This is a genomic window from Rhodococcus sp. Leaf233 (assembly GCF_001426165.1).
GTDB classification, from domain to species: domain Bacteria; phylum Actinomycetota; class Actinomycetes; order Mycobacteriales; family Mycobacteriaceae; genus Rhodococcoides; species Rhodococcoides fascians.
Genome location: NZ_LMRO01000010.1, coordinates 479,130 through 500,949, shown reverse-complemented (window position 1 = coordinate 500,949; position 21,820 = coordinate 479,130). Strand labels below are relative to the sequence as shown.

The 21,820-nt window shown below is 64.8% G+C and carries 24 protein-coding genes; 13 read left to right on the top strand and 11 right to left on the bottom strand.

Annotated elements, in window-relative coordinates:
* The first annotated feature begins 8 nt into the window (after nt 1–8).
* The 4 genes from ASH04_RS17985 to ASH04_RS17970 all read left to right on the top strand — a co-directional run bounded on the left by ASH04_RS17985 (nt 9) and on the right by ASH04_RS17970 (nt 4,571).
* Nucleotides 9–533, top strand: a complete 525-nt coding sequence (locus tag ASH04_RS17985; protein WP_032366300.1) for a DUF6912 family protein — start codon at nt 9–11, stop codon at nt 531–533.
* Nucleotides 534–671: 138 nt separating this feature from the next.
* Nucleotides 672–1,787, top strand: coding sequence for a ferredoxin reductase (locus ASH04_RS17980; protein WP_027496515.1), 1,116 nt, complete (start codon nt 672–674; stop codon nt 1,785–1,787).
* A 108-nt stretch (nt 1,788–1,895) separates the two neighbouring features.
* Entirely contained in the window at nt 1,896–3,191 is a 1,296-nt protein-coding gene (locus tag ASH04_RS17975) for a fatty acid desaturase family protein (RefSeq protein ID WP_027496516.1), read from the top strand.
* Between the two features lie 129 nt (nt 3,192–3,320).
* Nucleotides 3,321–4,571, top strand: a complete 1,251-nt coding sequence (locus ASH04_RS17970; RefSeq protein ID WP_032370715.1) for a fatty acid desaturase family protein — start codon at nt 3,321–3,323, stop codon at nt 4,569–4,571.
* A 46-nt stretch (nt 4,572–4,617) separates the two neighbouring features.
* Here the strand turns inward: ASH04_RS17970 and rsgA are convergent, their stop codons facing one another.
* Genes rsgA through ybaK form a run of 3 tightly spaced genes read right to left on the bottom strand, consistent with a single transcriptional unit; the run spans nt 4,618 to nt 7,418 of the window.
* Complete coding sequence (gene rsgA / locus ASH04_RS17965; protein ID WP_027496518.1) at nt 4,618–5,652, bottom strand: ribosome small subunit-dependent GTPase A; 1,035 nt, start codon at nt 5,650–5,652, stop codon at nt 4,618–4,620.
* Entirely contained in the window at nt 5,604–6,920 is a 1,317-nt protein-coding gene (gene aroA, locus ASH04_RS17960; protein WP_057474144.1) for a 3-phosphoshikimate 1-carboxyvinyltransferase, read from the bottom strand. Before aroA ends, rsgA begins: the two co-directional genes overlap by 49 nt.
* Before the next feature lie 6 nt (nt 6,921–6,926).
* Nucleotides 6,927–7,418 carry a Cys-tRNA(Pro) deacylase gene (ybaK, locus tag ASH04_RS17955; RefSeq protein ID WP_057474143.1) on the bottom strand — a complete coding sequence of 164 codons (492 nt, stop codon included), beginning with the start codon at nt 7,416–7,418 and terminating at the stop codon, nt 6,927–6,929.
* Nucleotides 7,419–7,509: 91 nt separating this feature from the next.
* On the opposite strand from ybaK, the gene ASH04_RS17950 reads away from it, so the two are divergent.
* Nucleotides 7,510–8,286: a sigma-70 family RNA polymerase sigma factor gene (locus ASH04_RS17950; RefSeq protein WP_027496521.1), complete on the top strand. Its 777-nt coding sequence runs from the start codon at nt 7,510–7,512 to the stop codon at nt 8,284–8,286.
* A 44-nt stretch (nt 8,287–8,330) separates the two neighbouring features.
* Entirely contained in the window at nt 8,331–8,618 is a 288-nt protein-coding gene (gene rsrA, locus ASH04_RS17945) for a mycothiol system anti-sigma-R factor (RefSeq protein ID WP_027496522.1), read from the top strand.
* 69 nt (nt 8,619–8,687) lie between these two features.
* Here rsrA and ASH04_RS27575 read toward each other — a convergent pair whose 3' ends face one another.
* Entirely contained in the window at nt 8,688–8,762 is a 75-nt protein-coding gene (locus tag ASH04_RS27575) for a 50S ribosomal protein bL37 (RefSeq protein ID WP_370878772.1), read from the bottom strand.
* 119 nt (nt 8,763–8,881) lie between these two features.
* Between ASH04_RS27575 and ASH04_RS17940 the strand changes: the two genes are divergently transcribed.
* A complete protein-coding gene (locus ASH04_RS17940; protein WP_027496523.1) occupies nt 8,882–9,097 on the top strand; it encodes a biotin/lipoyl-binding carrier protein in 216 nt (71 codons plus the stop codon).
* A gap of 21 nt (nt 9,098–9,118) precedes the next feature.
* A complete protein-coding gene (locus tag ASH04_RS17935; protein ID WP_027496524.1) occupies nt 9,119–10,597 on the top strand; it encodes a sensor histidine kinase in 1,479 nt (492 codons plus the stop codon).
* 140 nt (nt 10,598–10,737) lie between these two features.
* On the opposite strand, the gene ASH04_RS26240 is transcribed toward ASH04_RS17935, so the two are convergent.
* Together ASH04_RS26240 and ASH04_RS17930 are read right to left on the bottom strand one after the other, a co-directional pair.
* Nucleotides 10,738–10,992, bottom strand: coding sequence for a WhiB family transcriptional regulator (locus ASH04_RS26240; protein WP_032366305.1), 255 nt, complete (start codon nt 10,990–10,992; stop codon nt 10,738–10,740).
* A 266-nt stretch (nt 10,993–11,258) separates the two neighbouring features.
* Entirely contained in the window at nt 11,259–12,212 is a 954-nt protein-coding gene (locus tag ASH04_RS17930; RefSeq protein ID WP_032372691.1) for a diacylglycerol/lipid kinase family protein, read from the bottom strand.
* Between the two features lie 157 nt (nt 12,213–12,369).
* On the opposite strand from ASH04_RS17930, the gene ASH04_RS17925 reads away from it, so the two are divergent.
* Nucleotides 12,370–12,801: a hypothetical protein gene (locus tag ASH04_RS17925; RefSeq protein WP_027496526.1), complete on the top strand. Its 432-nt coding sequence runs from the start codon at nt 12,370–12,372 to the stop codon at nt 12,799–12,801.
* Here the strand turns inward: ASH04_RS17925 and ASH04_RS17920 are convergent.
* A complete protein-coding gene (locus tag ASH04_RS17920) occupies nt 12,798–13,274 on the bottom strand; it encodes a GNAT family N-acetyltransferase (RefSeq protein ID WP_027496527.1) in 477 nt (158 codons plus the stop codon). The two genes, ASH04_RS17925 and ASH04_RS17920, sit on opposite strands and share 4 nt — an antisense overlap.
* Nucleotides 13,271–13,930 (bottom strand): acid phosphatase, encoded by a 660-nt coding sequence (locus tag ASH04_RS17915; protein WP_048320261.1) that lies wholly within the window; start codon nt 13,928–13,930, stop codon nt 13,271–13,273. Before ASH04_RS17915 ends, ASH04_RS17920 begins: the two co-directional genes overlap by 4 nt.
* A 196-nt stretch (nt 13,931–14,126) precedes the next feature.
* Here ASH04_RS17915 and ASH04_RS17910 point away from each other — a divergent pair, with 196 nt between their 5' ends.
* Entirely contained in the window at nt 14,127–15,593 is a 1,467-nt protein-coding gene (locus tag ASH04_RS17910; protein ID WP_032372689.1) for a DHA2 family efflux MFS transporter permease subunit, read from the top strand.
* Nucleotides 15,594–15,649: 56 nt separating this feature from the next.
* Complete coding sequence (locus tag ASH04_RS17905) at nt 15,650–16,444, top strand: ParA family protein (RefSeq protein ID WP_027496529.1); 795 nt, start codon at nt 15,650–15,652, stop codon at nt 16,442–16,444.
* Between the two features lie 49 nt (nt 16,445–16,493).
* Here ASH04_RS17905 and ASH04_RS17900 read toward each other — a convergent pair whose 3' ends face one another.
* A complete protein-coding gene (locus ASH04_RS17900; RefSeq protein WP_057474142.1) occupies nt 16,494–17,747 on the bottom strand; it encodes an Rv3212 family protein in 1,254 nt (417 codons plus the stop codon).
* A gap of 9 nt (nt 17,748–17,756) precedes the next feature.
* Complete coding sequence (locus tag ASH04_RS17895; protein ID WP_235580033.1) at nt 17,757–19,304, bottom strand: DEAD/DEAH box helicase; 1,548 nt, start codon at nt 19,302–19,304, stop codon at nt 17,757–17,759.
* 413 nt (nt 19,305–19,717) lie between these two features.
* On the opposite strand from ASH04_RS17895, the gene ASH04_RS17890 reads away from it, so the two are divergent.
* A complete protein-coding gene (locus tag ASH04_RS17890) occupies nt 19,718–20,452 on the top strand; it encodes a ferritin-like fold-containing protein (RefSeq protein ID WP_032366312.1) in 735 nt (244 codons plus the stop codon).
* Between the two features lie 137 nt (nt 20,453–20,589).
* Nucleotides 20,590–20,817: a DUF3107 domain-containing protein gene (locus tag ASH04_RS17885; protein ID WP_027496533.1), complete on the top strand. Its 228-nt coding sequence runs from the start codon at nt 20,590–20,592 to the stop codon at nt 20,815–20,817.
* 83 nt (nt 20,818–20,900) lie between these two features.
* Here ASH04_RS17885 and ASH04_RS17880 read toward each other — a convergent pair whose 3' ends face one another.
* The gene (locus ASH04_RS17880; RefSeq protein WP_027496534.1) at nt 20,901–21,554 is read right to left on the bottom strand and encodes a TetR/AcrR family transcriptional regulator; all 654 of its coding nucleotides are present in this window, start codon (nt 21,552–21,554) and stop codon (nt 20,901–20,903) included.
* Between the last annotated feature and the right edge of the window lie 266 nt (nt 21,555–21,820).

Genomic DNA, 21,820 nt, shown 5'->3' with positions numbered 1-21,820 from the left:
CTTCTGCAATGCGTGTCTACGTTCCGGCGACGCTGGAATTCTTGAAAGTGCTCGCAGCCGAGGGCGAGTTCAGTCCGGTCTCGCGCACCGCATTCGCGGTGACGCCCACCTTGCGTGAGGCGTATTCGTCGGGCGACGACGAGGAGTTGTCCGAGGTCGCGATGGGGGAGGCCGCGCGTGCCTCGCTGCGCCTGATCGCCGCGGCCGTCGACGACGAGGCGGACACGGGGACGGTGGCCGACGGCGTGGTCTACCGACGGGCGGTGATTGCCGCAGACGTCGACGATCCCACCCTGCGTCCCGATCTCGACGACGCTGTCGTTCGGCTGAAGGAACCGCTGCGAATGGATCAGGTCGCGTCGGTGCACGTCGATCTGGAAGGGGCCGAAGAAGCGGTTGCCAAGGCTGTCTCCGCCGTGGATGCAGCGGACATGGGCGATGCCGATGCAGAATTCGTTCTCGGTGATGCCGAAGACCACACGCTGGCGTGGTACGCCCCCCAGGAACTACCGTTTCTGCTCGATCTGCTGTGATCCTGCTCTCGGCCACGACCTGGCGATATCCACGGTTGGGCTGCCTGCAGAGGTGACCAGGGGACTCAACCTACGGTAGCGTAACCTCGATGCCCGCACGCGGTTCGGTACGACGATCGAGGGGATGGGGAACACCCGATGGATCTGAAGAAGTGGTTGGAGGCCCCGGTGGCCGGTGTCTCGGCACCCAAGCGGCCGAGGCTGAACATGCTGCGTGGTGCTTTCACCCGCATCACCACTCCCTTGCTGCCCGACGACTACTTGCACCTCGCCAACCCGTTGTGGTCGGCCCGTGAACTGCGCGGCCGCGTCGTACGCGTGGAGAAGGAAACCGCTACCGCGGTGACACTGGTGATCCAGCCCGGGTGGGGCTTCAATTTCGATTATCAGCCGGGTCAGTACATCGGAATCGGACTGCATCTCGGCGGTCGGTGGCACTGGCGCTCGTATTCACTGACCTCGCCGCCGAACTGGGAAGACAAGCTGATCTCCATCACCGTCAAGGCGATGCCCGAAGGGTTCCTGTCGTCACATCTGGTGGGCGGCGTGCCGCAGGGGACCATCGTGCGACTGGCGGCACCGAAAGGCAATTTCGCACTGCCCGTTCCGCCGCCCGCCAAGATTCTCTTCGTCACCGCAGGTAGCGGCATCACCCCGGTCATCTCGATGCTCAGAGCACTCGATCGCCACGGCGACATGCCCGATACCGTGCATATCCACTCGGCCCCCACCGAGGACGAGGTGATGTTCGCGGCCGAACTCGCAGCTCTCGAGAAGTCGCATCCCGAGTTCACCTCTCACGTGCAGCTGACGCGTTCCGACGGCAAGTTCGCTCTGTCCTCGCTCGACGAGCTCTACCCCGACTGGCGTACCCGCGACACCTGGGCCTGCGGTCCCGCGGCACTGCTCGAGGAAATCGAGAAGACGTGGAAGCGCGAGGGCATCGAGCACAAGCTGCACCTCGAGCGGTTCGAGATCTCGCGCGCCGATACGTCCGGTTCCGGCGGAACCGTCACGTTCTCCAAGTCCGACAAGAAAGCGGCGGCGGACGGGGCGACCACGCTGCTCGAAGCGGGCGAAAATGTGGGTGTTCGGATGCCGTTCGGCTGCCGTATGGGTATCTGCCAGACGTGTGTGGTGCCGTTGACCGCAGGGCATGTGATCGACCTGCGTTCCGGTAAGGAACACAGCGAGGGTGACCGCGTCCAGACGTGCATTTCCGCAGCCGCGGGTGACTGCACATTGGAACTGTAGGTCTGTTTTTCGCACACTGCCTTCTCAGGCTGCTGGGTTACGCTCACGTAGGTTGCCCACGCTGAACCCCGGTATTTCGGGCGCCGCACACAACTGTTGGAGGACCCGGTGGCCATCACCGACATCAAAGAGTTCGCTCACCTGACCGAAGAAGACATGGAAGCGTTCGGGCGCGAACTGGACGCCATTCGCCGCGACGTCGAGGACAGTCGCGGTGAACGCGATGCCGCATACATTCGCCGGACCATCCGAGCTCAGCGCATGCTCGAGCTCGGCGGACGCGCCGTGCTGCTCGGCAGCAAGTACCGGCCGGCATGGCTCGTGGGGACCGCGATGCTCAGCGTCGCCAAGATCATCGAGAACATGGAACTCGGCCACAACGTGATGCACGGCCAGTGGGATTGGATGAACGATCCGGAGATTCACTCCACCTCGTGGGAGTGGGACCAGACCGGACCGTCGGAGCAGTGGAAGCGGGCGCACAACTACTCGCACCACACGTACACCAACATCGTCGGAATGGACGACGACATCGGGTTCGGCATCCTACGGATGACCCGCGACGAGCCGTGGAAGCCGATCAACCTCGTTCAGCCGCTCGCCAACATCGTGCTGGCGACGACGTTCGAGTGGGGCATCGCACTGCACGACTACGACGCTCAGAAGCAGCTCGACGGGGAACACGAAAAAGGCCTCTTCAAGTCACCGGCGGCCCGCGCTTTCGCGCGCAAGATCGCCAAGCAGGTCGGCAAGGACTTCGTCCTGTTCCCGGCCCTGTCCGGCCCGGCGTGGAAGTCCACGTTGACCGCCAACGCCACGGCCAACCTGGTTCGAAACCTCTGGGCCTACGCCGTGATCTTCTGCGGTCACTTTCCCGACGGCGCCGAGAAGTTCACGATCGGTCAGTTCGAGAACGAGACCCGTCCCGAGTGGTACCTGCGGCAGATGCTCGGTAGTGCCAACTTCGAGGCCGGCCCCGTCATGGCGTTCATGAGCGGAAACCTCTGCTACCAGATCGAGCACCACATGTTCCCGGATCTGCCGAGCAATCGGTACTCGGAGATCGCCGAGAAGGTGCACGCGCTGTGCGACAAGTACGACCTGCCGTACACGACGGGGTCGCTCGGTAAGCAGTACCTGTTGGCACTGCGGACCATCCACAAGCTGTCGCTGCCCGACAAGTGGTTGCGCGCAACCTCGGACAACGCGCCCGAGACATCGTCGGAGCGGCGTTGGCGCGTCGGCGATTCTCCGACCGTGCACGCACTTCGGATCGACCCGCTCACCGGCCAGCGCCGTGGACTGCGCTCGGCGATGCAGGAGGCGCGAGGAGCTCTGCGCAACGCGAAGAAAGAAGCCAAACGACAGGCGAAGGCGCTCCGGCGATCGGACGTCACCGCCTGATTGTGAATCGTCACACAGATTCGCGCCCGTAACCTACGCGACCGTAAGTTACGATACGGTAGGTGACGGAAATGCACACGGCTCACTACCGCACGCTGTGTGTTCACAACTGCCAGGAGGCTGTTTCCCATGGCGATTTCGGACATCAAGGAATACGCGCATCTGACCGACGCCGACATCGAAGCACTGGGTCACGAGCTCGATGCGATTCGGCGAGACATCGAGGCGTCCCGTGGTGAACGCGACGCCCGGTACGTGAAGAACACGATTCGGCTGCAACGCTCGCTCGACATCGGCGGACGTGCAGTCCTGTTCGCCAGTCGCCGCCGCCCGGCATGGCTGGTCGGTACCGCCATGCTCGGGGTCGCGAAGATCATCGAGAACATGGAGCTCGGCCACAACGTCATGCACGGCCAGTGGGACTGGATGAACGATCCGGAGATCCACTCCACCTCGTGGGAGTGGGACAACACCGGGCCCTCGGCGCACTGGAAGCAGACGCACAACTACATCCACCACAAGTACACCAACGTGTTGGGCATGGACGACGACGTGGGTTACGGCCTGCTGCGCGTCACCCGCGACCAGCGTTGGAAGCCGTTCAACATCGGCAACCCGGTCTACAACCTGTTGCTGCAGCTGTTCTTCGAGTACGGCGTGGCGCTGCAGCACCTGGAACTGGGCAAGGTGGCCAAGGGCCGCGTCCCACGTGAGGAATTCGAGCAGAAGCGTCGCGAGGTTCTCGAGAAGGTCGGCAAGCAGATGGGTAAGGACTACGTCCTGCATCCACTGCTCACCGGACCTGCCTGGAAGAGCACGCTGACGGCGAACATCGTCGCGAACATGATGCGCAACGTGTGGACCAACACCGTCATCTTCTGCGGGCACTTCCCCGACGGTGCCGAGAAGTTCACCAAGTCGGACATGGAAGGCGAGACGCAGGGGCAGTGGTACCTGCGTCAGATGCTGGGCAGCGCGAACTTCAACGCCGGTCCGGTCATGGAGTTCATGAGCGGCAATCTCTGCTACCAGATCGAGCATCACCTGTTCCCCGATCTACCCAGCAATCGTCTGCGGGAGATCAAGGTTCGGGTTCTCGAGCTCGCGGAGAAGTACGACCTCCCGTACACGACCGGTTCGATCGTGCACCAGTACTTCCTGTCGTGGCGAACCATCGCCAAGCTGTCGCTTCCGAACAAGTACTTGAAGGCGACCAGCGACGACGCGCCGGAAACCGCGTCCGAGCGTAAATGGGAACAGGCACCTGCAGGTCTGTTCGCCGTCGACCCCGACACCGGAAAGCGGCGTGGCCTCCGGACCGCGATCGCAGAAACTAAGAAGCGCAAGGGAATTCGTAGACTGGTCGGCAAAGCAGCCTGACCGACTACGATTTCGAGTAGCGAAGCCTGGTACAGACCCCGTGGGTCTACCAGGCTTCGTTCGTTCGAACCGCTTCCAGCAGGAGCCGTACGGCAGCCACCCGTCGTGCTGCATCCCCGGTGAGCGTGTCGAGAGCGCACTCGGGATCTGCCGGGGGGCCCAGGTGAGTGCATCCGCGGGGGCAGTCCTCGATGGTCTCGGCGAGGTCGGAGAATGCGGCCACGACGTTCTCCGGCGAGATGTGCGCCAATCCGAACGACCGGATGCCGGGGGTGTCGACCACCCATCCGCCGCCCGGCAGCGGCAGCGCCACCGATTGCGTCGACGTATGGCGGCCCTTGCCGACGCCCGAGACCACCCCGGTCGCGCGATAGGCGTCGGGCACCAGTCTGTTGACAAGCGTCGACTTGCCGACACCGGAGTGTCCGATGAGCGCGGTGACCTTGTTCGTCAGCATGGCGGTCAGTTCGGTCAGGTCCTCGGACTGGCCCGCCAGTACCACCGGGACGTCCAGATCTGCGAACGACGCGGTGAACTCGTCGGGTGCAGCGAGATCGCTCTTGGTCAGGCACAGCACCGGTTCGAGTCCGCCGACGTACGCCGCGACGAGAGCGCGCTCGACGAAGCCGGTGCGGGGAGGTGGATCGGCAAGCGCTGCGACGATCAGCAGTCGGTCGGCGTTGGCCACCACGACGCGTTCGAACGGGTCGGTGTCGTCCGCGGTGCGGCGCAGCACCGTTCGCCGCTCGGCCACGCGCACGATTCGGGCCAGAGTGTCGACCTTGCCCGACAGATCTCCGACGATGCCGACCTCGTCGCCCACCACGATCGGGGTTCGACCCAGCTCGCGGGCCCGCATCGTCACGACCGGCCGAGACGGGTCACCGTCGAGTACGCAGCCCCAGCGGCCGCGGTCCACGGACACCACCATGCCGGCTTCGGCGTCGTTGTGTTCGGGTCGAGTCTTGGTGCGCGGACGAGAACTCTTGCCCGGCCGGATGCGGACGTCGGACTCGTCGTAGCGGCGCGCGGTCAGGATCCGACCCCGCTGGGTGTGGAAGCGGACAACATCGTGTCCCACAGGTTCTCGAAGCCGGGGAGAGTCTTGGCAGTGGTGCCGATGTCGTCGACCTCGACGCCCGGGATGCGGAGCCCGACGATCGCGCCGGCAGTGGCCATGCGGTGGTCGGCGTAGGAGTGCCAGGTGCCGCCGTGCAGCGGTGCGGGATCGATGCGAATGCCGTCGTCGGTTTCGACCGCTCGCCCGCCGAGGCGCACTATCTCGGTCGTCAGTGCGGCCAGTCGGTCGGTCTCGTGACCGCGTAGGTGGGCGATGCCGCGCAGGATGGACGGCCCCTCGGCCAGGGCGGCGAGCGCTGCGACGGTGGGGGTCAGCTCGCCGACGTCGTGCAGATCGAAGTCGATGCCGCGCAACATGTTCGGACCTTCGACGGTCAGCACCCCTGCGCGTAGTTCGACCACCGCGCCCATCTGCGTGAGGATCTCGCGGAACACATCGCCGGGTTGAGTCGTCGACTCAGGCCAATTCGGTACTCGCACAACACCTTCGGTGACAGCGGCGGCAGCGAGGAACGGGGTGGCGTTCGAGAGATCCGGCTCGATGCTCCAGTCGACGGGGGTGACCGAACCGGGATGCACGCGCCAGGTGTTCGCGTCTCCGCTCGATTCCGGGGTGTCGACTCGGACACCCGCACGGCGCAGCATCTCGACGGTCATGTCGATGTGCGGCATGGACGGGACGGGCTTACCGATGTGATGGATCTGGATTCCCTCGTCGAACGCCGCGGCCGAGAGCATCAGGCCCGAGACGAACTGCGACGACCCCGAGGCGTCGATCTCGACGGATCCACCACGCAGCGAACCGGTACCGCGCATCGTGAACGGCAGCGCGCTGCCGTCGACGTCGGCGCCCACAGCGCGCAGTGCGTCGAGGATGGTGTCGAGCGGCCGGATGCGAGCCTGCTCGTCTCCGTCGAAGGACACCACGCCGTCGGCGAGCGCGGCCAGGGGCGGGACGAAACGCATGACCGTTCCGGCCAGGCCGCACTCGACGGATCCACCGTGCAGCGTTCCCGGTGTCACACGGAGAGACGTCGGATCGTTGCGGTCGGCGGCCACCTGCACGCCCAGTGTCTCCAGAGCATGGATCATCAAGTCGGTGTCGCGGCTGCGAAGCGCGCCGGTGACGGTCGACGGGCCGGATGCGAGCGAGGCGATGATCAGCGCGCGATTGGTGATCGACTTCGATCCGGGCAGAGTGACTGTCGCGTCGATGGGTCCATCGGCGGCGGGGGCTGTCCAAGTGCTCACCGGTCCATCTTCGCTCATCGGCGGTCAGTGTGCGGCGATGGGCGCGGTGACGGCGCGCGTGAGGCGGATCAGATCGGCCGGAGCGAGTTCGATCTCCAGGCCACGGCGACCCCCGCTGCACAGCAGACGGTCGAACTCGAGTGCCGAGTCGTCGATGACGGTGGGCAGGGATCTACGTTGGCCGAGCGGAGAAATTCCACCGAACACGTAGCCCGACGACCGTTCGGCGGCAGCTCTGTCGGCCATCGCGACCTTCCGCGTGTTCAGAGCGGCTGCTGCCGCTTTCAACGAGAGCAATCCGGTGACGGGGACCATCGCGACGGCCAGCGAACGATTTGCGCGTTCGACGACCAGGGTCTTGAACACCTGCTCCGGGCGCACGCCGAGGCGCTCGCCCAGAATCTCGGCGGCCTCGCTGCCGAACGACTGCGTGCGCGAATCGTGCTCGTAGGTGTGCACGATATGCGCCACCTTCCGTGCGGTGAGCAGCGCAAGAGCGGGAGTCGACGCAGCCATTCGTCGGACTCTATCGACTGCGACGGGAACACCGTGGCGCGCGGCAGTGTTGTGACAGGGCAGATACGGATGCAGGCGGAAGGAATGACGAATGGCAGTGCTGACCGCGGGACGTCCCTTGGCGATCAAGGGGGTGATCTCGTCGCAGAAGCCGACTTCGGGCGCGGTAGCCTGGGTGGTGGAAGCTACCGAAGGGATCAGCGTGACAGAAGCCAGGACTCCCACCGAAGCGGACGAGAAGGCGATCGCCGAGCAGCGGGCAGCCGAGACCGAGGCCCAGCTGACCGAACGCTTCGAGCGTGACGCGTTGCCGATGCTCGACCAGCTGTACGGTGCCGCGCTGCGGATGACGCGCAACCCCGCAGATGCCGAGGACCTGGTGCAGGAGACGTTCGTGAAGGCCTACTCGGCGTTCCGGTCGTTCCGTGAGGGCACGAACCTGAAGGCGTGGCTCTACCGAATCCTGACCAACACCTACATCAACTCCTATCGCAAGAAGCAGCGTCAGCCTGCGCAGTACCCGACCGACGAGATCAGTGACTGGCAGCTCGCCGCGACCGCCGAACACACGTCCACCGGACTGCGCTCGGCCGAGGTCGAGGCGCTGGACGCACTGCCGGACGACGACATCAAGGCCGCTCTGCAGTCGTTGCCCGAGGAATTCCGGATGGCGGTGTACTACGCCGACGTCGAGGGTTTCCCGTACAAGGAAATCGCGGAGATCATGGGAACGCCCATCGGAACGGTGATGTCGCGCTTGCATCGTGGGCGTAAGCAACTTCGAGGTTTGCTGGCGGGTGTGGCCCGCGACCGTGGATTCAACCGGGACGGCGCAGTCGACCGGCACGAGCAGGAGGTAGTCCAGTGACGCGCACCGGTGATTCCGGCGATGACATCATCGGCGGCGGTTCTGTGGGCGACGGCGGAGCCGACGCCGAATTCGAGCGACTGGATTGCTCGGCCGTGATCGCGGACGTATGGATCATGTTGGACAACGAGTGCGACGAGGCCAGCAGGCAACGGTTGCAGAAGCACATCGACGAGTGCGGATCGTGCTTCGAGGCGTACGGCATCGAAGAGAAGGTCAAGCGGCTGATCTCCCGTAAATGTGGCGGAGATCAAGCGCCCGCCGGGCTCCGCGAGCGACTCAGCGTCGAAATCCGACGTACGGTGCTGACCCGTAGCGTCGACTCCGAATAGCCAGATCGTACCGACGACGAAGGGCCGAGAAGCAGTGCTTCTCGGCCCTTCGTGGCTGGTGGCAGAACGTCAGCTGTTGGGACGTTTGCCGTGGTTGGCCTTGTTGCCCTTACGAGCACGCTTCTTACGTCCACGCTTTCCCATGATGGGCTCCTCTCGTTTGTTCACTACAGTCTCCCACGTGTGATTGGCTTACTGTGACGGGCATGGTCTCCGGTGTGTGCCCGCCGCGGTTCGAGGTGTCGTGAGAAAGGGGTTCGCCGGTGTCCGAGGATGTTCGTGCGGAGATGGTGTCGACGGTGTTTCAGGTGGTCGTGGCCCGCGGTGATGCCGTCGAGGTCGGTGACACGTTGGTCGTGCTGGAGTCGATGAAGATGGAGATTCCCGTGCTCGCCGAGACCGCAGGAACCGTCACGTCCGTGGACGTCGCAGTGGGGGATGTCATTCAACAGGGCGATCTCATCGCTGTGGTGTCCTGACCGACGGCTGCGTGAGAACCCGTGTCGACCCTCAGTGACCTGCTGGCCGAACACACCGATCTGCCCGGTGCCGCGGTGGACCATCTGCAGCGCGTCGTAGGGGAGTGGCAGCTCCTGGCCGACCTGTCGTTCGCGGACGTATTGCTCTGGGTCGGTACCGACGATGTCTCGGACGGGTCGGCGGACGTGCTGTGTGTCGCCCAGTGCAGACCCACCACCGCGCCGACGGTGTTCACCCACGACATCGTGGGGACGACCATCTCCGAGTCCGAGCACCCCGAAGTGCTCGTCGCGTTGCAACAGCGAAAGATCGTGCAGGGTGGTGTTCTGACCCGCAGCGAGAGCATTCCCGTGCGATGTGGAGAGCACGTCATCGCCGTGCTGACCCGCGACACCAATCCGGCCCAGCTTCGTCCGCCGAGTGCGCTCGAGGTCGCGTATCGGGAATGTGCGGACGATCTGTGCCTGATGATCAGCGAGGGAACGTTTCCGACGCCGGAGGAGCGAACCGACGTCAACTCGTCGCCGCGGGCCGGCGACGGCTTCATCCGCATCGATACCGAGGGACGGGTGGATTACGCGAGCCCCAATGCGCTGTCGGCGTACCACCGGATGGGTTTGACGACGGAACTGTCGGGCCGTGACCTCGCGTCGGTGACGCGGTCTCTGGTGACCGACCCGTTCGATTCGCAAGAAGTGGCCGACCATATCCGGTCGTCACTGTCCGGCAACGTCGGGCACCGAATGGAAGTGGACGCCCGCGGCGCGACGGTTCTGGTGCGCACGTTGGCACTGCAGCCGCACGGTCGATCCGCGGGCGCAGCCGTACTCGTCCGAGACGTCACCGAGGTGAAGCGACGCGACCGTGCGCTGCTCAGCAAGGACGCGACGATTCGCGAAATCCACCATCGAGTGAAGAACAACCTGCAGACCGTGGCGGCTCTGCTGAGGCTGCAGTCGCGGCGGCTCGAGAACGAGGAAGCTCGCACCGCGTTGTCCGAATCCGTTCGCCGCGTGACGTCCATCGCGCTGGTGCACGAGATGCTGTCGATGTCGGTCGACGAAGAAGTGGATCTCGACGAGATAGTCGACCGGTTGGTGCCGATCATGCTCGACATCGCCACCGTCAACCCTCGGGTGCGGGTGGTCCGGGACGGCCAACTCGGTGTCTTCTCCGCCGAGCGGGCGACGCCGCTGGTGATGGTGTTGGCCGAGCTGGTGCAGAACGCGATGGAGCACGGGTTCGACGCCGGATCGGTCGGCGTGGTGCGCATCGGTGCCGATCGTTCGTCGAAATGGCTCGACGTCGTCATCCACGACGACGGCCGCGGGTTGCCCGCAGGGTTCTCGTTGGAGCGTTCGGACGGACTGGGGCTGCAGATCGTACGCACTCTGGTGTCGGTCGAACTGAACGGTTCTCTGGGCCTGCATCCGGCTCCTGGAGGTGGCACCGACGCGATGCTGCGAGTGCCACTGGGCCGTCGGGTGCCACGAGCCTGACGGGCCGCTCGTGAACAGTGCGTTACGAACCGGCCGCACTGTGACGTGAGGACGCCCGATCTGTGGAAGCGCCCGCTATGCAGAAGGCCCGGTATCCGCTGAGCGGATACCGGGCCTACCGAGTGTTGTGTGTCTGCGTCCTAGACGGAGCTACGTGCGCGCGTACGTGCGTTGCGTCGCTTGAGTGCACGGCGCTCGTCTTCGCTCATTGCGCCCCATACTCCTGCGTCCTGGCCGGATTCGAGTGCCCAGGACAGGCATTCTGCGGTGACGGGGCACCGAGTACAGACGACTTTGGCATCGGCGATCTGCGCGAGCGCCGGACCACTGTTTCCCACCGGGAAAAATAGTTCCGGATCTTCATCGCGACAAATTGCCTTGTGGCGCCAGTCCATCCTCTGCTCCTTACCGGGCGCCGAAGCGCCGTTTCGTTTCTCTTCTGTTTCACGAGTGGGTAACCAATGTTTCCGCACTGTTGCTTGTGAATGCTTTCACGAACTCAGGTGAAGTCAAGGGATACGCGCGTGACCGTGGTCAAGCTCACTCTGTTAGGCTCGCTTTAGCCTTCTGCGCTCCTTTGTACCCCGACTCGGCAGATATTGCTCGTGATTTCGCAGGAAATTGCCCATCGAGCATCTTCGCGCGCAGGTCACAGTGGGTCTCACGTGACGGGCGCGACAACATCCAATGCGTCGGGAGTCGAGAAGAACTCCGCCTCGGTGCGTTCACCCAGGTAGTCCCCGTCCATCTGCAGCCCCATCGGTTCTGTAGACGTAATTCGAACACTCGGGACGTCGTCGACTCGAATTAACTTGCGAGACTTCGGTTCTGCACCTTTGGCCAACAGCTGACGCGACACCCGCAGCGTGGGGAGCAGTGCCGTCGAGCGCATCGCGAACACACCGAGACCCGAATCGAAAGCGGTCCCGGGATTGGTATGGACCGGACGATCGTTCAAGAAGGTCCACGGACTCGAGTTCGACACGAACGCATAGTGCACGTTCTCGAACGGATCCCGCCCGGGAACCTCCACCGTCAACTGCGCCGGACGACGCTTGTGCTTGAAGAACTCCTGCACCGAGAACCGGAGATAACGCGTCGCCGACACCGGCGTACCGTCCTTCCGGCTCGCATCGATGGCCCGACACACTTCCGCGTCCAAACCCATCCCGGCGTTGAACGTGAACCACCGGTTGTCGCAATGCCCCAGACCGACCGTCCGCCGCGCCCGCGCGTCCAGCAGGCCTATCAACTGATTCGTGGCCGCTACCGGGTCCGCCTCGATTCCGAGAGAGCGCGCGAACACATTCGCACTACCACCGGGAACGACCGCAATGGGCGGAATCGCGCCGATCGTCACCGCCTGCATCGACGTCGGCAACGGAACCCCGAGCAGACCGTTGATGACCTCGTTCACCGTGCCGTCACCCCCGTGAACGATCACCAGGCCCACCCCGTCCTCACGGGCACCCCGAGCCAACTCCGACGCATGATCACGATGCGTCGTCTGCGCCACCGTCACCCGCAACCGACTCGACAATGCATGAGCCAACAGATCCCGAGCTGCAGCCGTCGTAGAAGTCGCATTGGGATTGACGATCAGCAGCGCACGCACAGGAACAAACACTAACCGGGTGGCTCGGCGGACTCCACCGGCACCACCCGGGCCGTTCCGCAGGCTCCACTCGCGCCCCCTGGGTCGTTCCGCAGGCTCCACTCGCGCCCCCTGGGTCGTTCCGCAGGCTCCACTCCCGGTTGCCTAGGCTGGTCCCGTGTCCACCCAACCCGAGAACCTCACCCCACCGGCCACTTTTCGATCCGCCGGGGTCCTCGTCGCAGCACAAGGTGCCGTCTCGCTGGTCGCGGCCTTCGTTCTCGTCGTGCGCGCGGTCTCCGGAGAGGGCGACAACGCTGTCGCGAACGGGTACGGCACGGCCGGGTGGTTCGGCGTGCTGGGCCTCGGCGTCGGGGCTGCAGGCGTTGCCCTGATTCTCGGCAAACGGTGGGGGAGGGCACTGGCAACCGTCGTACAGCTACTGCTGCTTCCCGTCGTGTGGTCGCTGCTCACCGGTTCGCATCAGACCGTCTACGGCATCGTTCTGGGAATCGTCGTGGTTGCGGTGCTGGTGCTGCTGTTCAGTCCACCCTCGTCGCAGTGGATGGCGGCCGAGTACAGCGACGTCGACGACGAACCGCGTCTCTAGGACGCTTTCGCGGCCAGGTCCCTCAGGGCACCGTCGGTCAATCGGAATGTGGTCCACTCGTCCTGAGCCTGCGCGCCCAACGCTCGGTAGAACCCGATAGACGGAGTGTTCCAGTCCAACACCGACCAGGTCAGTCGCGTGTAGCCGTTGGTTTCGCACTCGGCCGCCAACGCTGCCAGCAGTGCGGTTCCGAACCCATGGCCGCGTGCGTCCGGCTGCACGTAGAGGTCCTCCAGATAGATTCCGTTGACCCCGTCCCAGGTGGAGAAGTTCAAGAACCACAGAGCGCACCCCACCACCACGCCGTCGTGCTCGGCGACGTGCGCGAATACCGTCGGATTCTCACCGAACAGAGCCGACCGAAGGTGGTCGTCTCGGACCGTGCACAACGAGGACGCCTTCTCGTACTCCGCCAGTTCGTGGACCAACCCGCAGATGGCGGATACATCGTCTTCGGTGGCGCGTCGGATCATCGTGGACCTCCGGTCGGGTCGGTGCCGATCGAGCGATCGGTGGCTGCAGAGAGAATCGAGGGGTGAACATTGTGGGCGATGAGCTGTCGAAAGGAGTGCTCGAAACCGAGCAGTGAGTAGGCGGCCGGGGACAATGCGAAGCGCTTCCCTTCGGTGATGGACGCTTCCGTCCAGCCGGCGATCAGTGCTCTCGAGAAGTGGCCGTGTCCCACCAGCACCACGTCCCGGCCTTCGAGCAGTGGAAGAACAACGGACAACACCAGTTCGACGCGAACAGCGATGTCACCGATCGACTCTCCGCCCGGGCACGGGTGCGTCCAGACGGTCCAGTGCGGCACTGTCTCGTGGATCTCCGACGACGTGATGCCCTCGTAGTCGCCGTAGTCCCATTCCGACAGCGCATCCCATGTTCGATCGACCTCGAGCCCCGCGAGATCGGCTGTTCGACGGGCCCGTTCGCGCGGGCTGCTGATGACCACCGGGTCGCGCAGATTCAGCAGAGTCAGCAGTGAGCCGGCCTCGACTGCCTGCTGCTCACCGTGGGCGGTGAGTGGAACATCGGTGTTTCCGGTGTGCTTACCCGCGAGGGCCCATTCGGTTTCCCCGTGACGGAGTAGAACGACTCGGCCGGCCTCGACGGCTCCGTGGTTGGTCATGCACTCGATCATGCCTGCCGGTCGGGTGTGGGCTTCGTCATACCGAACCGGTGGATGTGTCCGAAAACGCGATTGAGTCCAGACCTACCGGACGGTTATTCTCTTCTGGATCTTCACCGTCGCAGGCAACGCAGTCCTGCCCGTCAGTGTGCGCATTGCATTGGCCTCGTAGCTCTTCTCATCGATCTGGAGAACAATGACCGACTTGCAGAAGCCCGCGCCCTCCGGTGCCCCGGAGAAGCTCGACGGAGCGTTGCTGAAGATCGCCGGTGTCGTCGTTCTCGGCGCGATCATGTCGATTCTCGACGTCACCGTCGTCAGCGTGGCCTTGAGGACGTTCACCGACGTGTTCGAGACCACGTATGCCAACGCGGCCTGGACGATGACCGGTTACACCCTCGCCTTGGCCACCGTCATCCCGTTGACGGGCTGGGCTGCGGACCGTTTCGGCACCAAGCGTCTCTACATCACGGCACTGGTGCTGTTCGTTCTCGGTTCGGTGCTGTGCAGTTTCGCCTGGGACATCACGTCGTTGATCGTGTTCCGCGTACTGCAGGGCCTCGGCGGAGGCATGTTGATGCCCCTGGGCATGACGATCATGACGCGTGCCGCCGGCCCCGAACGGATCGGCCGGGTGATGGCCGTGCTCGGTGTGCCGATGCTGATCGGGCCCATCGCGGGCCCCATCCTCGGCGGTTGGCTGATCGAGGCCGCGAGCTGGCACTGGATCTTCCTCATCAACTTGCCGATCGGCATTCTCGCGCTGATCGCAGCAATCGTGATCTTTCCGCGAGACAATCCGACCCCGTCGGAATCGTTCGACTTCCGCGGGATGCTGATGCTCTCGCCCGGTCTGGCCCTGTTTCTCTACGGTGCGTCGTCGGTCGTCGAAACCGAGACCGTACTGGCCGTCAAGGTGCTGGTTCCGGTCATCGTGGGCCTGGTGCTGATCGTGTTGTTCGTCTTCCACGCTCTGCGCGTCGAGCATCCGTTGATCGACCTGAGGCTCTTCCGGAACCGTTCACTCACCGTCGCAGTCATCACGACCACCTTCTTCATGGTCGCGTTCATGGGCGCAGGGTTGCTGTTTCCCAGCTACTTTCTGCTCCGCGGCGAGTCCACACTGTCGGCCGGGCTGCTTCTCGCACCGCAGGGTATCGGCGCGATGATAGCCATGCCGATCGCCGGAGTGATCGCGGACAAGACCGGTCCAGGACGAATCGTGCTGATGGGCATGGTCCTGATCACCGCAGGCATGGCGGTGTTCACCCAGGTCGGCACCAGCACGTCGTACACGTTGTTGATCGGAGCCTTGTTCGTCATGGGGCTGGGGCTCGGCTCGACGATGATGCCCATCATGACTGCTGCGCTGCAGACGTTGACGAACGAAACAGTCGCTCGCGGTTCGACATTGATGAACATCGTCCAGCAGGCCGCCGGATCGATCGGAACCGCGTTGATGTCGGTGGTGTTGACCGCGCAGCAGAAGCCGGCGCTGACGGCCTCGAGCCAGCTCGAAGCATTCGACATCTCGGCGCGCGCGTTCGGGACCACCTTCATGGTCGCGTTGGTGCTCATCGTCATCACGTTCGTGCCCGCGTTCTTCCTGCCCCGAACCAAGCACGTTTCTCAGGAATCCGCGCCGCCGATCGTGATGCACTGACGCGCCCGGAACCGACAAACCTCGCTCGAGCGGCGAATCTAGGCAAGGATCAGGGCGTGACGACAATTCTTGCGGTAGCGAATCAGAAGGGCGGCGTGGCCAAGACCACTACGGTCGCCTCGCTGGCAGCCGCGCTGCACGCACTCGACCGACGCGTTCTGGTGGTCGATCTCGACCCGCAGGGATGCCTGACGTTCTCGCTCGGTCACAACCCGGACAAGCTCGACTCGTCGGTGCACGAGGTATTGACCGGGGACGCACAGGTCGAGGACGTGCTGATCGAGACGGCGGAGGGGATCGTGCTGTTGCCCGCCACGATCGACCTCGCGGGTGCGGAGGCGCTGTTGCTCATGCGCGCCGGTCGCGAGTTCGCACTCAAGCGTGCTCTGGCACCGATTCTGCAGGATTTCGACGTGGTCGTCATCGATTGCCCACCCTCGCTCGGTGTTCTCACGCTGAACGGTCTCACTGCAGCGCAATCGGTTCTGGTCCCGCTCCAGTGTGAGACGCTCGCTCACCGCGGCGTCGGACAACTACTGCGGACGGTGTCCGAGGTGCAGCAGATCACCAACCCCGACCTCGCACTGCTGGGTGCACTGCCCACCCTGTTCGATGCCCGTACCACCCACAGCCGTGACGTGCTCGGCGATGTTTCCGACCGGTACTCGCTGCCGGTCCTCGCTCCGCCGATCCCCAGGACGGTGCGTTTCGCGGAGGCGAGTGCATCCGGCGCAACAGTGCTGTCGGGGCGAAAGAACAAGGGCGCGCAGGCGTATCGCGAGCTGGCCGAGAACTTGTTGGCCCACTGGGAGGGCACAGCGGAACTGAAGACGTACGACCCCGCGGAGTAGCTCCTCCTCGCACGTCTTCGATCGGCCGTCCTCGATCAGCGGTCCCTGATCAACCCAGCGCGACCAGGTCGGAACCGCGCTGCTCGACGACGACATCGCCGATCACGGAGGTCTGCACCGGTCCGTCGTAGTCGCCGCGATCGATCGGAATCTCGGCAATCACCGTGCCGGTGGCGAGCTCGACCACCGCGATCGCGTCGGGCACGGGAACCAGTAGCCTGCCGGCCATGACGGCACCGCTGCCGAGGGCCCCGGGCATGGACCACGCCGGAGTCAGGTCGGTGGAGTTCAGTGCCTGCACTCCGGAGCCGGTGAACCAGGTGAACACCGAACCCTGTTTCGCTGCCGGCGAGGCGGGCGGTGCGGATGTTGGGCCGAGGCCCGCGGGGAGAGCGAACTCGGAGACGGCCGTGGCGGTGTCGTCGTAGAGCGCGATGCGCGCAGGGGCACCGTTTGCGGACGGAACATACAGCGCGACAAGGCTTCCCGTCAGAGCCAGGACGCGTCCGGATGTCGGCTCCTGCTCCGAGGTGACGAGATCCGGGACCACCGAGGATCCGTACTCCTCGGGTTCGCTCGCATCCTTGGGGGCAGGGTTGAGCAGAGACAGTCGTGCGGCCGGCTCACCCGGGCACTGTTCGAGTACCGCCGTCCGCGAATTGGACGACGTGGTGGACAGGAGCGTGCATCCGGTTCTCGGCTGAGTACCCGGGTTGACCGGAGCATCGACGCGCCCGTATTCGAGTGTGCGCACCATGTCCGAGCGCCACAGTTCCATCCGAGTGTCACCTCGCGAGGTCACGTAGGTGCTGTCGGACGAGAGGTACACCGAGTCGTCTGCGTCGGACGTGCGCTGTGCTGTGCGGACGCCGGTCGATCCGTCGAGCGTGGTCACCTGCGAGCAACCGCGGTCGTCGCGGTAGACCGAGACGGCAGTGTTCCAGGAGGCGATCACCGAGCACAGGGGTAGGTCTCGCGAGTACGACCACGCCGGGTCGCCGGAACGGGGGTCGTGGCCGACGACCGAACCGCCATCGGCGGTCACGACTGCCGAACCGGTCACGACCGGAACCGGCGTATGCGCCGAATCCGTCGCCGAACTCGGTGCCCGCCACAACTCGGACAGGGCGGCGGGCACGGAGGCGGTCGCCTCGGACGGCGCGAGTGGATTGTCGGCCGTGACAGAGGTGGTGCCCCGAGCGTCACCCGTGAGCCAGGCGACGCTCGCGGCCACGACCACCGTCACCGCGATGACTGCCGCGACGACGAGATCGGTTCTCGACCTACGTTCTGGAGCCAGCACGGCTGGAGACTACTCCGACGCGCTCGCCGTCGACGGTCCGGTCTCGGCGGACGATCCGCTCGTGCGGCGACGGCGTCGGCGACGAGGAGCGGTCTTGGTCGACGCTTCCGCTGTCGACGAATCGATCGAATCCGACTGTGCTGCAACAGGGTTCGCGGTCGATGCGGAGGCGTCGGTCGAGGTCGAGGCCTGGTCCCCGTCCTGTCCCGCGCGGGTGCGACGGCGGCTGCGTGAGCGGCGCGGCTTGCTCGGTGCGGATGCCTCTGCCGACGGTGCTGCGGACCCGGAGTCGGGGGCCTTGTCAGCGGCCTGCTCCGCGGCTCGCGCGGGTGCCGCCTTGCGTACGGTGCCGGTCGCATCGGTGGGGATATCGAGCTCGGCGAACAGATGCGGCGAGCTCGAGTAGGTCTCGACCGGATCCGGCATACCCAGATTCAGGGCCTTGTCGATCAGCTGCCAGCGCGGGATATCGTCCCAGTCGACGAGGGTGACGGCGATACCGGTGCGCCCCGCACGGCCGGTACGGCCGATGCGGTGGACGTAGGTCTTCTCGTCCTCGGGGCACTGGTAGTTGATGACGTGGGTGACGTCGTCGATGTCGATACCTCGGGCCGCGACGTCGGTGGCGATCAGCACGTCGATCTTGCCGGTGCGGAACGCCTTGAGAGCCTTCTCGCGTTGGACCTGCCCGAGATCTCCGTGGACCGCGCCGACCGAGTAGCCACGCTCGGCGAGCTCGTCGGAGACCTTCTGCGCCGTGCGCTTGGTGCGGGTGAACACCATCGTCGCGCCGCGGCCTTCCGCCTTGAGGACCTTGGCGACCATCTCGACCTTGTCGAGTGCATGCGCCCGGTAGACGTGCTGGGCGGTGCGATCGTGCACGGCGGAGGACTCCGCCTCTTCGGCCCGGATGTGCGTCGGCTGCGTCAGGAACGTGCGCGCCAGCGTGATGATCGGGCCGGGCATCGTCGCAGAGAACAGCATCGTCTGACGCTTGTCGGGGACCATGCCCAGGATGCGTTCGATGTCGGGAAGGAACCCGAGGTCGAGCATCTCGTCGGCCTCGTCGAGAACCAGGACGCCGACCTTGCCGAGGATCAGGTGGTTCTGCTTGGCGAGGTCGAGCAGACGGCCGGGGGTGCCGACGACGACGTCGACGCCGTTCTGGAGCGCGCTGATCTGAGCTTCGTAGGGGCGGCCGCCGTAGATGGAGAGAACCTTCACCGGGCCGTTCGCGCCGCTGAGGTACTTCGATGCATTCTCGAGGTCGGAGCTGACCTGAACACACAGCTCACGGGTCGGCACGATGATCAGCGCGCGTGGCGTGCCGTCGAGCGGGGTCGTTCCGGAATTCTCCGTGGCGAGACGATGCAGAAGGGGCACGCCGAAACCGAACGTCTTGCCCATTCCGGTCCTGGCCTGCCCGATGAGGTCGTCGCCCGCGATGGCCAGCGGAAGAGTGAGCTCCTGGATGGCGAAGGTGCGCTCGATACCCATGTCGGCGAGTGCACGAACGATGTCGGCGTCGACGTTCAACTCGGCGAACGTCGGTGGCACATGCGTGTCGTCCAGTTGGGCCGACAGGGTGGTGTCGCCGGTCTCGGATTCTTGGTCTACGACTATCTTGCTCAGGGGACTGGCCTTCCTCGTGGTCGAACGTACGCACAAGGAAGGGCACAGGCCTATTGCCGGCCGAAGTCGATGCCCTCAATCCGATGTGATGTCGCCGTCAGCCTCAGCGCGGCCGCGAACTGTGACGTTCGCTGCGGCGAAGCTCTCGAGGCGACCCGGATCAGGTGCGCACACATTATCGATGATCGCCGCATCGGCTTTCGGTCCGTGTGACAGGTCCGCGAGCAACGATCGACACCATGGTAGCTTGCCCGGCCCGATTCTCCACGGTCGACGGGTCGCGGCAGGTGTGACGCGCCCCGCGACGGGGCGTCGGACACGGGTCTACGATTCGTGGAATGGGAGCCCATTCGTCGGAGTCGTCGTCGCCCGCAGTTGCATCCACCGCCCTCGTCGGGTCGAGCGATCCGGACAGAGGGGAGCCCGCGATCGCACACGATCACCCGGGCGTTCCCGACTTGTTCGCCGTGCTCGCCTACGGCGAGATCTCTGCGTTCTACCGGTTGGCGGAGGACGCTCGAATGGCTCCGTCCATGGAAGGCCGGGTGGCGCTGGCGAGTATGGCCGCCGCCGAGATGAGTCACTTCGAGACGTTGGAACAGGCTTTGTCCAACCGTGGCCTCGACGTGTATTCGTCGATGGATCCGTTCGTGCGGGCTCTGGACGAGTACCACGCCTCCACCACGCCGTCGACCTGGTTGGAGTCGTTGGTCAAGGCATACGTGGGTGACGGAATCGCCGCTGATTTCTACCGGCAGATCGCGCACAGCCTCGCCCCCGACGTCGCGGAGATCGTTCGCGACGTGCTGGCCGAGACCGGGCATTCGGAGTTCGTCGTCCACGAGGTGTCCGAACGGGTCCGGGCGAGCTCCCAGGACAAGGCACGCCTGATGTTGTGGGGGCGTCGACTGCTCGGCGAGGCGATCACGCAGGCCCAGTTCGTGCTCGCGCAGCGCGAGTCGCTGACCGATCTCGTCATCACCGCGTCGGGCGACCTCAACGGGGTCGTCGCTCTGTTCGATCGCATGCAGGAGCAGCATGCCGAGCGGATGTCCTCGCTCGGGTTGGACTGATCGGCTCGATCGGGCACCGGGCGGGGCGGGTCCCCGCCGGTGTTCGCTGACAGCACAGGCCTGGAAGCGGCTGCGGCACGCGGGCTGCACTAGCCTGGCGAGAACAGCGTCAGTTGTCGAGAGTTCGGAGGTTGACCGTGGAGGTCAAGATCGGTGTGTCGGAGAGTTCCCGTGAGCTCGTCGTGAACAGTGCGCAGTCCCCGGCCGAGGTCGAAGCGCTCGTATCGACCGCCTTCGCAGGTAAGGACGGAGTGCTGTCGTTGGAGGACGAGAAGGGACGCAAGTTCTTGATCCAGACCGCCAAGGTGTCGTACGTCGAGATCGGCCCGTCCGATCCTCGCAAGGTCGGGTTCGCAACCACCTGAGACGGCCGGTAACACCACACGCCCCTCGTTCTTCTCGAACGAGGGGCGTGTGGCGTGTGTGGGCGGGATGCCCGACCGGCTGGTTACGGAGACTGCAGCGGAACGTGCGACAAGCCGCCCCAGGCCAGTGAGACCGTGGTGTCGACGGCGTCTTCCTTGGAGATCGGCCGATCTGCTTCGAGCCAGTAGCGCGCGGTGAACTGGCTGGCACCGACTAGGCCGACGGCCAGCACTCGTGCTCGGTACGGATCGAGTCCGGAATCGTGGGCGACCAGGTCGAAGACGGCGTCGACGCATGCTTCGGTCGCCTGCTCCACGCGGGCGTTGACCTGAGGGTCACCCATCAGATCCGACTCGAAGACCAGACGGAAACCCTGGGTGTCGGTGTCGACGAAATCGTAGAACGCCAGAACCGCGGCGCGGACGCGTTGCTTGTTGTCCGTCGTCGAACGCAGAGCCTGACGAACCCCGGCGATGAGGGTGTCGACGTAGCTCTGCAGTACCGCCAGGTACAGCTCGAGTTTGCCGGGGAAGTGCTGGTAGAGAACCGGCTTGCTGACTCCGGCGCATTCGGCGATCTCGTCCATTCCCGACGCGTGATAGCCGCGGGTTACGAAGATTTCGCTCGCAGCAGCCAGCAGTTGCGCCCGACGGGCATCACGCGGCAGCCTGGCGCTGCGGCGGTTGCCGGTGGTGGCCGGACGGTCGGAGGACCTCCGGTCGTCGAGATCTGTCATCAAATATGTTCCCATCGCGTCGACAGCTGCGCTCGTCTTGGTTCGACAACGTGCGGTCCGGCGTGAACTTTCGGCGGGTGGCCTTCGGTTCGGACCGCTCGTAGCGCAGATCACGGGCAACGATACTCGTGGCCGTCGGCACCGCTGGGATCCTGGGGGATCCTTGTCGGAAACGGTCGATCTCGAATCACATCGGATGGTTTGTTTGTACGATGTTTGTCGTACCGAGAGCCCGATAGATCCGTCCCCGGTATCGGCGTGCCGAG